Consider the following 13897-nt stretch of genomic DNA (forward strand, 5'->3'; position numbering starts at 1 on the left):
ACTCTGTTAAGGGGATAAACGATAAGTATCGCAGATCCCCGTCAGATGATCATGCTCCATCGGTGCTTTGCGCGCCAATTGCCGCCATAAACCGTTCCGTAATTTGCTGCGGTCGGGTGATCGCCCCGCCGACGACAACCGTGTGCGCCCCCAGCGCCAGACACCTGGCCGCGCGATCGGGGGTATCCACGTTACCTTCGGCTATCACGGGGATCGTGACGGCAGACAGCACCTCTTTCAAAAACGCGCAGTCATTTTCCGGTAGCGAATGGCCCGCGGTCTCCGCCGTATAACCGTAAAGGGTGGTTCCGACACAATCAAATCCCAGCGCCTGCGCGGTCACGGCCTCCTGCACGGTGGCAATATCCGCCATCAGCAGCAGCGACGGGTAACGGGTGCGGATCTGCGCGATCAGCATGTCCAGCGATACGCCACCGGGCCGTTTCCGGGCGGTCGCATCCAGCGCAACGATCTCCGGGGCGACCGCCATCAGCTCATCCACTTCTTTGAGCGTCGCGGTGATGAACACCTCGCTGTCCGGATAGTCTCGTTTGATGATGCCGATGACCGGCAGTGAGACCAGCCCTTTGATAGCCTCGATATCCACCACGCTATTGGCGCGGATCGCAGCGGCACCGCCCTGGGCCGCCGCCAGCGCCATTCGCGACATAATAAACGGGCTGTGCAGCGGTTCGTTTTCCAGCGCCTGGCAGGAGACGACCAGTTTTCCTTTCAGGTTATCCAGTACAGTTTTCATTACGATAAGATCTCTTCCACTTCGTTTTTGATAATGGTGACGTGCGGGCCATAGATGACCTGAACCCCGTTACCGCGCACGATGACGCCGCGCGCGCCGGTCGCTTTCAGTGCAGATTCATTGACTTTGCTACCGTCTTTCACCGTGACGCGAAGGCGCGTGGCGCAGCAGTCAACGTCATCCAGATTGTCTTTTCCTCCCAGCCCGGCGATCACCGCCGCGGCGCGCTCGCTTTGCGGCAGGGTAGCCTCGTCAGCCAACGCCTCCTTTTCACGGCCCGGCGTGGCAAAATCAAAACGTTTGATCAGATAGCGGAAGGTACAGTAGTAAAGGAAGAACCACGGTACGCCCACCAGCGGGACGAACATCCAGTTAGTTTTCGCTTCCCCCTGCAAAATGCCGAACAGCACGAAATCAATAAACCCGCCGGAGAAAGTTTGTCCGATGGTGATGTGCAGAATGTGCGCGAGCATGAACGCCAGCCCGTCAAACAGCGCATGAATGACGTACAGCACCGGGGCAATAAACAGGAATGAGAACTCTATGGGCTCGGTAATTCCCGTCAGGAATGAGGTTAACGCCGCAGAAAGCAGCAGCCCGGCGACGCGCTTCTTATTCTCCGGCCTGGCCGTGTGGTACATCGCAAGGCAGGCGCCCAGCAGGCCAAACATCATGGTAATAAAGCGCCCGGACATGAAGCGCGACGTGCCCTCATAGAAATGCTGCGTGTTCGGGTCGGCGAGCTGGGCGAAGAAGATCCGCTGCGTGCCCTCAACCAGGTGACCGTTAACAATTTCACTGCCGCCAAGCGCGGTGGTCCAGAACGGAAGATAGAAGATGTGGTGCAAACCAAACGGGCCAAGCATGCGCAGGATGAAGCCGTACAGCAAAGTCCCCAGATAGCCGGTGGCATCCACCAGCCCGCCGAGGCCAAAGATCAGCTTCTGAAAATGCGGCCAGACCACGGTCATCAGCGCGCCGACGAGTATCGCCGCCAGCGAGCTGATAATGGGAACGAAGCGTGAGCCGCCAAAAAAGCCCAGGAATTGCGGAAGCGCGATTTTATTAAACCGATGATGCAGTGCGCAGGTCACCAGCCCAATAACTACCCCACCAAACACGCCCGTTTCAAGCGTCTGAATACCCAGCGTCATGCCCTGCCCTGCGGCGCCCGGGTTCTCATGCGCCAGTTTTCCGGTCAGGATCAGCAGCGCATTGATAGTGGCATTCATCACCAGATAAGCGAGCAACGCCGCCAGCCCTGCCGTGCCTTTATCATTTTTCGCCAGCCCAACGGCGACCCCAACAGCAAACAGTACCGACAGGTTTGCAAACACAATCGAGCCTGCGCTGCTCATGATGGTAAAGATGGCCTGTAGCCAGCCAACGTCTAAAAATGGATACGCGGTAAGCGTATTCGGATTCGATAGCGCCCCGCCGATCCCCAGCAACAGACCTGCTGCGGGCAGTATGGCGATGGGTAACATAAAGGATTTGCCAAAGCGCTGCGCTTTTTCAAACCATCCGCCGGAAGACGCTCCGCTGAACATTTGCATCATTTTTTATCCCCCTGGTTGTTGATGAAAATTTTTACCACATATATTTTTAATTGTGAAAATTACCACCAAAAACCAGGACACCGATCATACTTTTTCGAAATGACTGGCATCTCTCCCCCGCTTTCCGCCACACTAGTTGGCAGAGAAACGCATTAAGGATCTAGCATGTCGGACCATGAAAACCTGCTGCTGAAGCTACGCCAGGAGGCTTCCGGGTACAGCCCAACGCAACAAAAACTGGGGGAGTTTGTCCTCAACGATCCTGCCAGGGTGCTCTACCTGACGATCACCGAGCTGGCGCGTGAAAGCGGCACCAGCGAGGCCAGCGTCACACGCCTTTGCCGCACGCTGGGCTGTAAGGGGTATAACGAATTTAAAATGGCGCTTGCGCTGGATATTCAGCAGGGTTTGCCTGAGCGTCAGGCAGGAGATGCAATAGATAACGTGGTGGATGAGTCTGTCCAGGCGCTGCAAGATACCGCAAAACTCCTCGACCGGGCCCAGCTTGAACAGGCGACACTGGCCCTGCATCAGGCGCAGTCAGTGCAAATTTACGGAGTGGCGGCCAGCGCGATTCTGGGGGAATATTTGCATTACAAGCTGCTGCGACTCGGCAAACCTGCACAGCTGTTTAGCGATATGCATCGCGCCGCCATGAATGCGACGACGCTCTCGAAAGAGACGCTGGTGGTGGCCATCTCAAGTTCCGGCTCTACACGGGATCTGCTTCACGTGGTGAAACTCGCCCGCAAGAGGGGCGTTAAGGTACTGGCGCTCAGCAATACGCCTCGCAGCCCGCTGGCCTCCCTGAGCGATTTACAGCTGGTTGCAGCCAAACCCGAGGGACCGCTGAGCGCGGGTGCGCTCAATGCCAAGGTTGGCGTGATGCTGCTGGTTGAACTGCTAACCACTTCCCTTATTGCAGTAGACAGCCATTACGGTGACGTTAGCCAGCAAACGGCAAGCGCCACGTTGCCGCTTCTGCTATAGAAAACAAAAAACCCGCCGAAGCGGGTTTTTTCATAAGAACGAAGGTTCAGGCTTATGCCTGGCCTTTGATCTCTTTACGACCGTTGTAAGGTGCTTTTTCGCCCAGCGCTTCTTCGATACGAATCAGCTGGTTGTATTTAGCAACACGGTCAGAACGGCTCATAGAACCGGTTTTGATCTGGCCAGCAGCGGTACCAACAGCCAGGTCAGCGATGGTAGCATCTTCAGTTTCGCCAGAACGGTGAGAGATAACCGCGGTGTAGCCAGCGTCTTTCGCCATTTTGATCGCAGCCAGCGTTTCGGTCAGAGAACCGATCTGGTTGAATTTGATCAGGATGGAGTTAACGATACCTTTCTCGATGCCTTCTTTCAGGATCTTGGTGTTGGTTACGAACAGATCGTCACCAACCAGCTGGATTTTGTCGCCCAGTACTTTGGTCTGGTATGCGAAACCATCCCAGTCAGACTCGTCCAGACCGTCTTCGATAGAAACGATTGGGTACTGTTTGGTCAGGTCTTCCAGGAAGTGGGTGAACTCTTCAGAGGTGAACGCTTTGTTGCCTTCGCCAGCCAGAACGTATTTACCGTCTTTGTAGAATTCAGATGCTGCGCAGTCCATCGCCAGGGTGATGTCTTTGCCCAGCTCGTAGCCTGCTGCTTTAACCGCTTCAGCGATAACAGCCAGTGCTTCTGCGTTAGAACCCAGGTTTGGCGCGTAGCCGCCTTCGTCACCAACAGCCGTGTTCATACCTTTAGCTTTCAGAACTTTAGCCAGGTTGTGGAACACTTCAGAACCCATACGTACCGCTTCTTTCAGGGTTTTCGCGCCAACTGGCTGAATCATGAATTCCTGAATATCAACGTTGTTGTCTGCGTGCTCACCACCGTTGATGATGTTCATCATTGGTACAGGCATAGAGTATTTGCCTGGGGTGCCGTTCAGTTCAGCGATGTGCTCGAACAGTGGCATGCCCTTAGCTGCTGCTGCCGCTTTGGCGTTCGCCAGGGAAACCGCCAGGATTGCGTTCGCACCGAAGTTAGATTTGTTTTCAGTACCGTCCAGATCGATCATGATCTTGTCGATGCCAGCCTGATCTTTAGCATCTTTGCCAACGATAGCCTGAGCAATAGGACCGTTAACAGCGCCAACCGCTTTCAGTACGCCTTTGCCCATGAAACGGGATTTGTCGCCATCACGCAGTTCCAGCGCTTCGCGGGAACCTGTAGAAGCACCTGATGGAGCCGCTGCCATACCGACGAAACCACCTTCCAGATGAACTTCAGCTTCAACGGTCGGGTTACCACGGGAGTCGATGATTTCACGACCGATGACTTTAACGATTTTGGACATTAGATTTTCCTCAGTACAAGTTAAACTAAAACTCCAGACAAACAACGCGTACCAAAGGTACGCGTTGCCGTTCTAACTTTTTTTACTTCGCCTGACGCTTCTGGTACTCGCTGGCGGCTTTCACGAAGCCTGCAAACAGCGGATGCCCGTCACGCGGCGTTGAAGTAAATTCCGGGTGGAATTGGCAGGCCACGAACCACGGATGGTTAGGCACTTCGATGATCTCGACTAACTGATCATCCCCGGAACGGCCCGCAACACGCAGACCCGCAGCTTCAATTTGTTTCAACAACATGTTGTTGACTTCATAGCGGTGACGATGGCGCTCGGTGATGACCGGCTCGCCGTACAGCTTGCGTACCACGCTATCGTCGGACAGCTGGCAGGCCTGTGCGCCAAGACGCATGGTGCCACCCAGATCGCTCTTCTCGGTACGGACTTCGACGTTACCGTCTTCGTCGCGCCATTCCGTAATCAGCGCCACAACAGGGTACTTACAGTCTGGCACAAATTCCGTAGAGTTCGCGTTTTCCATTCCCGCTACGTTGCGCGCAAATTCAATCAGCGCAACCTGCATACCCAGGCAGATACCGAGGTATGGAATATTGTTTTCACGCGCATAGCGTGCAGTGGCGATCTTGCCTTCAACACCACGGTAGCCGAAGCCGCCAGGGATGAGAATCGCATCCAGATCTTTGAGAATTTCGACGCCGCGCGTCTCCACATCCTGCGAATCAATCAGCTTGATGTTCACAGAGACGCGATTCTTCAGACCACCGTGTTTCAGCGCTTCGATAACTGACTTATAGGCATCTGGCAGTTCGATGTACTTGCCGACCATACCGATAGTCACTTCGCCGCCCGGATTGGCTTCTTCGTAAATCACCTGCTCCCATTCAGACAGGTTAGCTTCCGGACAGTTCAAGCTGAATCGTTTACAAATATAATCGTCCAGACCCTGTGATTTCAACAGGCCCGGAATTTTATAAATGGAATCGACATCTTTCATTGAAATAACGGCTTTTTCAGGCACGTTACAGAACAATGCAATTTTCGCACGTTCGTTCGCCGGAATCGCGCGATCGGAACGGCAAACCAGGATGTCAGGCTGAATACCGATGGAGAGCAGCTCTTTAACAGAGTGCTGAGTCGGTTTGGTTTTCACTTCACCTGCTGCCGCCATGTAAGGCACCAGCGTCAGGTGCATGAACAGCGCGTGCTCACGACCAATATCTACCGCCAGCTGACGAATCGCTTCGAGGAATGGCAGGGATTCGATATCCCCCACGGTACCGCCGATTTCAACCAGCACAACGTCATGCCCTTCGCCACCGGCAAGGACACGCTCTTTAATGGCGTTAGTGATGTGTGGGATGACCTGCACGGTCGCGCCCAGGTAGTCACCACGGCGCTCTTTACGCAGAACGTCAGAGTAGATACGACCAGTCGTAAAGTTGTTACGACGGGTCATTTTGGTACGGATGAAACGCTCGTAGTGGCCAAGATCCAGATCGGTTTCAGCGCCGTCTTCAGTAACGAACACTTCCCCGTGTTGGGTTGGGCTCATGGTGCCAGGATCGACGTTGATGTACGGATCCAGTTTCATCATGGTCACATTGAGGCCACGGGCTTCAAGAATGGCTGCGAGGGAGGCTGCGGCAATGCCTTTACCCAGAGAGGATACGACCCCGCCGGTCACAAAAATATAGTTCGTTGTCATGCTGAACCTGAGAAGTTAGGGTGAAACGATGGAATAACCAGGACGGGAAAGTAGTATACCCGAACACGACGAGCGCCACAAACTTTCATTCTCCGTCTCCATTCCAGGCCATGACAAACATAAGGAGTGAGAAAATAGCCCCTTTTGGGTAAATGTTTTTGACGCAAATCAAGCGCTTGTCATTTAAAAAATCACACAAATTGCGCTTGATCGCAAAATCTCGTTAGAGATCATGTTCCTGGCGTTTTACTTCCTGCCAGACTTCTTCCATCGCGTCGAGGTCAATCCCGCTCATTTCCAGGCCGCGCGAGGCCACAATCCGCTCAACTTCGCGAAAGCGTCGTTCGAATTTAATGTTCGCTTTTTGCAGGGCGGTTTCCGCTTTTACACCGAGGTGGCGTGAAAGGTTGACGGTTGCAAACAGCAGATCGCCCATCTCCTCTTCCAGCTTTGCTTCATCCACAACGGCCTGCTGCGCTTCATGCATCACTTCGTCGATCTCTTCGTGTACTTTTTCCAGCACCGGGCCGAGAGAGGTCCAGTCAAACCCTACCGCCGAGCAGCGCTTTTGAATTTTGTGCGCGCGCATCAGCGCGGGAAGGTTCAGGGGAATGTCGTCCAGCGCCGAGTGCTGGGATTTTTCAGCGCGTTCAGCGCTTTTTATCTGCTCCCAGCGCGCCAGCACTTCCGCACTGTTGCCTGCGGAGGCATCACCAAAGATATGCGGATGACGACGCTCCAGCTTGTCGCTGATAGCGGCGCAGATATCGTCAAAGTTAAAGCGCCCCTCTTCCTGCGCCATCTGCGCGTAGAACACCACCTGGAACAGCAGGTCGCCCAGCTCACCGCGCAGATCGTCGAAATCCTCGCGTGAAATGGCGTCCAGCACTTCGTAGGTCTCTTCCAGCGTGTAAGGCGCAATGGTGGCGAAAGTCTGCTCTTTATCCCACGGGCAGCCGTTTTCCGGATCGCGCAGGCGTTTCATGATGCCAAGCAGGCGGTCGATTTGAGTCATAACAGATTCCATTAAATGCCTGAGCCGGGTGGCGGCGTTGCCTTACCCGGCCTACAGAAGAGGATGTTTAGCCACCGTGCAGACGACGCGCGTCAATCACATCCGGCACCTGATTCAGTTTGCCGAGTACGCGGCCCAGCACCTGAAGGTTATAGATTTCGATAGTCATATCGATGGTGGCAAGCTGCTCGCGGGTATCGCTGCGGCTGGCAACGCCCAGCACGTTGACCTTCTCGTTGGCGAGAATGGTGGTGATGTCGCGCAGCAGGCCGCTGCGGTCGTTGGCAGTGACGCGCACCACCAGCGAGTAACCCGCCGAGTAGCTCTCCCCCCAGACGGCTTCCACGATACGTTCCGGCGCATGCGATTGCAGCTCTGCAAGCTGATCGCAGTCGGAGCGGTGAATCGAGATCCCACGCCCCTGGGTGATAAAGCCGACAATATCGTCTCCCGGGATCGGCTGGCAGCAGCGGGCAATATGGTGCATGAGGTTACCCACCCCTTCAACCACCACGCGGCCATTGTCCTTGCTGCGCTGCTGCGGAGCGTAGGTTTTCTGCTGGAGCTGTTTCAGCGCCGCCGCATCCTGCTCCGCTGCGCTTGGCTTGTTGAACTGCGCTTGCAGGAAGTTCACCATCTGGTTCAGGCGGATATCGCCGCCACCAATCGCCGCTAACAGTTCGTCGAGCTCGTTGAAGTTGTAGCGTGGCAGCAGGAACTTCTCCGCCTCTTTCAGGCTTATCCCGATATGTTCCAGCTCGTCGTCCAGGATCTGACGACCGGCAAGGATGTTCTTGTCACGATCCTGCTTGCGGAACCAGGCGTGGATTTTAGAGCGCCCACGGCTGGTGGTAACGTAACCGAGGTTCGGATTCAGCCAGTCGCGGCTTGGGTTTGGCTGCTTCTGGGTGATGATTTCAATCTGATCGCCCATCTGTAGCTGGTAGGTAAACGGTACGATACGTCCGCCGATCTTCGCCCCGATGCAACGGTGCCCCACATCGCTGTGGATGTGGTAGGCGAAATCGAGCGGCGTGGAGCCTGCCGGCAAATCAACCACGTCCCCTTTCGGGGTAAAGACGTAGACGCGATCGTCGAAGACCTGACTGCGCACTTCGTCGAGCATTTCGCCGGAGTCGGCCATCTCTTCCTGCCACGCAATCAGCTTACGCAGCCAGGCGATACGGTCCTCGTGACCGGAGCGACCTCCACCGGAGGTACCCTCTTTGTATTTCCAGTGCGCCGCCACGCCCAGCTCGGCGTCTTCGTGCATCTGTTTGGTACGGATCTGAATTTCCACCGTTTTGCCGCCAGGGCCGAGCACCACGGTATGGATAGACTGATAGCCGTTCGGTTTCGGGTTCGCGACGTAGTCATCGAACTCATCCGGCAGATGGCGGAAATGAGTATGCACTATCCCCAGCGCGGCATAGCAGTCCTGAAGACGCTCCGCCACGATACGCACCGCGCGCACGTCAAACAGCTCGTCAAAGGCGAGGTGTTTCTTCTGCATTTTGCGCCAGATGCTGTAGATGTGCTTTGGACGCCCGTAGACCTCGGCGCGCACATTCTCCTCTTTCATCGACTGGCGCAGCCCGCTGACAAATTCCTCGATATAGTGCTCGCGGTCAATGCGGCGTTCGTGCAGCAATTTTGCAATGCGTTTGTATTCCGCCGGATGCAGGTAGCGGAAGCAGTAATCTTCCAGCTCCCACTTCAGTTGCCCGATACCCAGACGGTTCGCCAGCGGCGCATAGATATTCGTACACTCTTTGGCGGCCAGGACGCGCTCGTCTTCCGGCGCATCCTTTACTTCACGCAGATGGGCAACCCGTTCGGCCAGCTTGATCACCACGCAGCGGAAATCATCTACCATCGCCAGCAGCATACGACGAACGTTATCCACCTGCTCGGAAGAGACAGAGTCAGTTTGCGCGGCTTTAAGCTGACGAATGGCTGCCATATCACGTACGCCGTGGATAAGCGCCACGACGGACTGGCCGACGCTTTCACGCAGGACGTCTTCCGTCACCACGTCGGCGTCCGCCAGGGGGAACAGCAGTGCGGCCTGTAGCGTTTCGATGTCCATGTTCAGCATGGAGAGAATTTCAACCATCTCCACGCCGCGCCACAACAGCAGTTCAGCGTCCGGATGCCCCTGCGTTGTGCGTAAACAATAGGCCCAGGTTTCGGTTAAGCGTTCACACGACTGCTGGCTGGAAATCCCCAGACTTGCGATCCATTTTTGAGGGTCAAACTCACCAGCTTTATTTAAATGTGCACTTCTTACCGCAACCATCGTCCTCTCCTTTAGGGACAAGGGCCTGTCGAAGTCGACAAGCCAAACTCATTAGATGTGCTCGAACAACACCATCGATTCCAGATGACCAGTGTGCGGGAACATGTCCAGCATTGCCAGACGCCGAATCTGGTAACCCCCGCTCAATAATGCTTCGCTGTCACGGGCAAGCGTCGCCGGGTTACAGGAAACATAGACCACGCGTTCAGGCGCGAGTTTAATTATATGCTGCATCACGCCCGGCGCACCTGCGCGCGCCGGATCGAGCAGGATCTTATCAAAGCCCTGCTTAGCCCACGGTTGCTGAGTGACATCATCCTCAAGATTTTGATGAAAGAATGTCACATTTTGCAAACCGTTCTGTTGGGCGTTCTCCTGGCCTTTCGCCACCAGCGCCTCAACGCCTTCCACTCCGACCACGCTTGCTGCTCTGCGGGCCAGCGGCAGGGTAAAGTTCCCCATGCCGCAGAACAGATCGAGCACCCGGTCAGTGGGCTGTACGTCGAGCCATTCCAGCGCGTTCGCCACCATCTGTTGGTTCACGCCGTCGTTGACCTGGATAAAATCCCGCGGGCTGAACGTTAAGCGTAGCCCGTGTGACGCATACCAGGGCGCTTCTCCGCTGACCTGCTCAAGTATCTCGCTTTGCGGCGCGAGGAAAAGCGCAAGCTCATGAGAATGCGAAAAGCGTTCCAGTTTTTCGCGATCCGCCTTTGACAGCGGCGCGGTGTGGCGCAGCACCATCAGCGGGCCACTGTTGGCCAGCACCAGTTCGACATGGCCGAGCGAACGCACGCCATCCAGCGATGCAAGACAGTGGTGCACGTCCGGGAGCAATGCCTCAAGATGGGGCACCAAAACAGGGCACTGCGTGACAGAGACGATATCGCTGGAGCCGGCTTTGCGAAACCCCATCTCCAGCCGCTCGGTTTTGGGCTGGTAGCTGAGGCTCAGGCGAGCGCGGCGACGGTAGCCCCAGGGCCGATCGGCAATGATGTCATTCACGTCGTGTCCGACCAGGCGGGCCAGCGCGCTGCTTTTACTTTTTTGCTGTAATTCAGTGCTGGCATGCTGTTGCTGGCAGCCACCGCAGACGCCAAAATGGGGGCAGCGAGGCGTCACGCGCTCCGGGCTATCATTAAGACGGCGCTTGACCTGACCGCGCGCATACTGACGTTTGTCTTCCGTCAGCGTAATATCTGCACGTTCTCCTGGCAGCAAACCTGTGATAAACAGTGTTTTACCCTTGTGACGCGCCACCCCCTGTCCAAAAGGATCGAGGTCAGAGGCTTCAACAGTTATGATCTGACGCGTCGTCACGCGTCGTTTTGCAGAGTAGAATTGCGCCATCGCCGAGATTGTTCTCAAATAAACATAATTAGCCTGATTGTCCCATAACGGAACTCCATGACCAACTACAGCCTGCGCGCGCGCATGATGATTTTGATCCTCGCTCCTACCGTTCTCATCGGTTTGCTGCTGAGCATTTTCTTTGTGGTGCATCGCTATAACGATTTGCAGAGACAGCTTGAAGATGCCGGGGCCAGCATTATCGAACCGCTGGCCGTCTCCAGCGAGTACGGTATGAACCTGCAAAACCGTGAATCCATTGGTCAGTTAATCAGCGTGCTGCACCGCCGTCATTCAGAGATTGTGCGCGCCATTTCCGTTTACGATGAGCATAACCGTCTGTTCGTCACCTCGAATTTCCATCTGGATCCCACGTCGCTGAAAATCCCGGATGGTACCCCCTTCCCGCGTCATCTTACGGTGTTGCGGCGAGGCGATATCATGATCCTGCGCACGCCGATTATCTCCGAAAGCTATTCACCCGATGAATCCGCCCAGTCCGATGCGAAGTCCAGCAATAATATGCTGGGATATGTGGCGCTGGAGCTGGATCTTAAGTCGGTACGGCTCCAGCAGTACAAAGAAATATTCATCTCCGGCGTGATGATGCTGTTCTGCATCGGCATAGCGCTGATCTTCGGCTGGCGACTGATGCGCGACGTCACGGGGCCTATCCGCAACATGGTGAATACCGTTGACCGGATCCGCCGGGGTCAGCTCGACAGCCGCGTGGAAGGCTTTATGCTCGGCGAGCTGGATATGCTGAAAAACGGCATCAACTCAATGGCGATGTCGCTGGCGGCTTATCACGAAGAGATGCAGCACAACGTTGACCAGGCCACCTCTGACCTGCGCGAAACGCTGGAGCAGATGGAGATCCAGAACGTGGAGCTGGATCTGGCGAAAAAACGTGCTCAGGAGGCGGCGCGTATTAAGTCTGAATTCCTGGCGAACATGTCGCACGAGCTGCGCACGCCGCTGAACGGGGTGATTGGCTTTACCCGTCTGACGCTCAAAAGCGAGCTTAACCCAACCCAGCGTGACCATCTGCATACCATTGAACGCTCAGCCAATAACCTGCTGACCATTATTAACGACGTACTGGACTTCTCGAAGCTGGAAGCGGGCAAGCTGATTCTGGAGAGTATTCCCTTCCCGCTGCGCAGCACGCTGGATGACGTGGTCACGCTTCTTGCCCACTCATCGCATGATAAGGGTCTGGAACTGACGCTCAATATTAAAAATGATGTGCCGGATAACGTCATTGGCGACCCGCTGCGCCTGCAACAGGTCATTACCAATCTGGTGGGCAACGCGATTAAGTTCACCGAGAGCGGCAACATCGACATTCTGGTCGAAAAAAGGGCGCTCAGTAATAACAAAGTCCAGATTGAAGTGCAGATCCGGGATACCGGCATCGGTATTCCGGAGCGCGATCAGACGCGTCTGTTCCAGGCTTTCCGCCAGGCCGATGCGAGCATTTCCCGTCGTCACGGCGGAACGGGCCTGGGGCTGGTGATCACCCAAAAGCTGGTGAAAGAGATGGGAGGCGATATCTCCTTCCACAGCCAGCCTAACCGGGGCTCAACCTTCTGGTTCCATATCAACCTTGATCTTAACCCGAACGTGCAGACCGACGGCCCGGTCACCGGCTGCCTGAAAGGGATGCGTCTGGCCTATGTGGAACCGAACGCCGCGGCGGCGCAGTGTACGCTGGATGTATTAAGCAGCACGCCGCTGGAGGTCATCTACAGCCCGACCTTCTCCGCGCTGGCGAACGATCATTACGATATCCTGTTGTTGGGGATTCCGGTGACGTTTACCGGAGAACTGACCATGCAGCAGGAACGCCTGGCGAAGGCGGCCTCAATGACGGACTACCTGCTGCTGGCGCTGCCGTGCCACGCCCAAATCAACGCCGAAGAGCTGAAAAACGACGGAGCGGCGGCGTGTCTGCTGAAACCCCTCACCGCCACACGGCTGTTACCTGCGTTGACTGAATATTGCCGTCTGACGCATCAGTCCCTGCCGCTGGAAAATGACGAACATAAGCTGCCGATGACGGTGATGGCCGTGGACGATAACCCGGCGAACCTGAAGCTGATTGGCGTGCTGCTTGAGGATCAGGTTCAGCACGTTGAGCTGTGTACCAGCGGCGCCGAAGCCGTGGAACAAGCCAAACAGATGCAGTTCGACCTGATCCTGATGGATATTCAGATGCCGGGCATGGATGGCATCCGCGCCTGCGAGTTGATTCGCCAGCTTCCGCACCAGCAGCAGACGCCGGTGATTGCCGTGACGGCGCACGCGATGGCGGGGCAAAAGGAGAAACTGCTGGGTGCGGGCATGAACGATTATCTGGCGAAACCGATCGACGAAGAGAAGCTGCACAGCCTGCTGCTGCGCTACAAGCCGGGGCACATTGGCGGGACATACACCATTACAGCTGAATCGCCGGAGATCAGCGTTAACCAGAATGCCACGTTTGACTGGCAACTGGCGCTGCGCCAGGCGGCAGGCAAACCCGATCTGGCCCGCGATATGCTGCAAATGCTGGTGGACTTCCTGCCTGAGATCCGTAACAAGGTTGAAGAACAGCTGGTGGGTGAAAACCCCGAAGGACTGCTGGAAGCTATTCATAAACTGCATGGCAGCTGCGGCTACAGCGGCGTACCGCGGTTGAAAAATCTCTGCCAGTTGCTTGAACAGCAGCTCCGCGCGGGTACGCCAGAATCCGATCTCGAACCGGAGTTCCTGGAGCTGCTGGACGAGATGGACAACGTGACGCGGGAAGCAATGAAGGTGTTGGGGAGCTAAGACCAAAGCCCGGTGGCGCTTCGCTTACCGGGCCTACAG

At 55.8% G+C, this 13897-nt stretch carries 9 protein-coding genes; 2 read left to right on the forward strand and 7 right to left on the reverse strand.

The features are described from left to right. Positions 1-49: 49 nt before the first annotated feature. Both SK53_RS12440 and SK53_RS12445 read right to left on the reverse strand, forming a co-directional pair. A complete protein-coding gene (locus tag SK53_RS12440) occupies positions 50-757 on the reverse strand; it encodes an N-acetylmannosamine-6-phosphate 2-epimerase (RefSeq protein ID WP_045337387.1) in 708 nt (235 codons plus the stop codon). Further along, complete coding sequence (locus tag SK53_RS12445; RefSeq protein ID WP_045343911.1) at positions 757-2316, reverse strand: PTS transporter subunit EIIC; 1560 nt, start codon at positions 2314-2316, stop codon at positions 757-759. Before SK53_RS12445 ends, SK53_RS12440 begins: the two co-directional genes overlap by 1 nt. Before the next feature lie 165 nt (positions 2317-2481). Between SK53_RS12445 and SK53_RS12450 the strand changes: the two genes are divergently transcribed. After that, positions 2482-3306 (forward strand): MurR/RpiR family transcriptional regulator, encoded by an 825-nt coding sequence (locus tag SK53_RS12450; RefSeq protein WP_015571725.1) that lies wholly within the window; start codon positions 2482-2484, stop codon positions 3304-3306. Between the two features lie 52 nt (positions 3307-3358). Here the strand turns inward: SK53_RS12450 and eno are convergent, their stop codons facing one another. From eno to rlmD, 5 genes are all read right to left on the reverse strand, one after another. Continuing rightward, positions 3359-4657, reverse strand: a complete 1299-nt coding sequence (gene eno, locus SK53_RS12455) for a phosphopyruvate hydratase (protein ID WP_006811784.1) — start codon at positions 4655-4657, stop codon at positions 3359-3361. A gap of 82 nt (positions 4658-4739) precedes the next feature. After that, positions 4740-6377: a glutamine hydrolyzing CTP synthase gene (gene pyrG / locus SK53_RS12460; RefSeq protein WP_003862718.1), complete on the reverse strand. Its 1638-nt coding sequence runs from the start codon at positions 6375-6377 to the stop codon at positions 4740-4742. Positions 6378-6600: 223 nt separating this feature from the next. Beyond that, a complete protein-coding gene (gene mazG, locus SK53_RS12465; protein ID WP_003862720.1) occupies positions 6601-7392 on the reverse strand; it encodes a nucleoside triphosphate pyrophosphohydrolase in 792 nt (263 codons plus the stop codon). Between the two features lie 67 nt (positions 7393-7459). Next, positions 7460-9691 (reverse strand): GTP diphosphokinase, encoded by a 2232-nt coding sequence (gene relA / locus SK53_RS12470; RefSeq protein WP_003862722.1) that lies wholly within the window; start codon positions 9689-9691, stop codon positions 7460-7462. Between the two features lie 51 nt (positions 9692-9742). Beyond that, on the reverse strand, positions 9743-11041 hold the full coding sequence (gene rlmD, locus SK53_RS12475) for a 23S rRNA (uracil(1939)-C(5))-methyltransferase RlmD (RefSeq protein ID WP_048209536.1): 1299 nt from the start codon (positions 11039-11041) through the stop codon (positions 9743-9745). A 57-nt stretch (positions 11042-11098) separates the two neighbouring features. Here rlmD and barA point away from each other — a divergent pair, with 57 nt between their 5' ends. Continuing rightward, positions 11099-13858: a two-component sensor histidine kinase BarA gene (barA, locus tag SK53_RS12480; protein ID WP_003862726.1), complete on the forward strand. Its 2760-nt coding sequence runs from the start codon at positions 11099-11101 to the stop codon at positions 13856-13858. Positions 13859-13897 lie beyond the last annotated feature (39 nt).

Origin of the sequence: Enterobacter sp. MGH119, assembly GCF_001037675.1 — a bacterium.
In the GTDB taxonomy this organism is placed as follows: Bacteria; Pseudomonadota; Gammaproteobacteria; order Enterobacterales; family Enterobacteriaceae; genus Enterobacter; species Enterobacter hormaechei_C.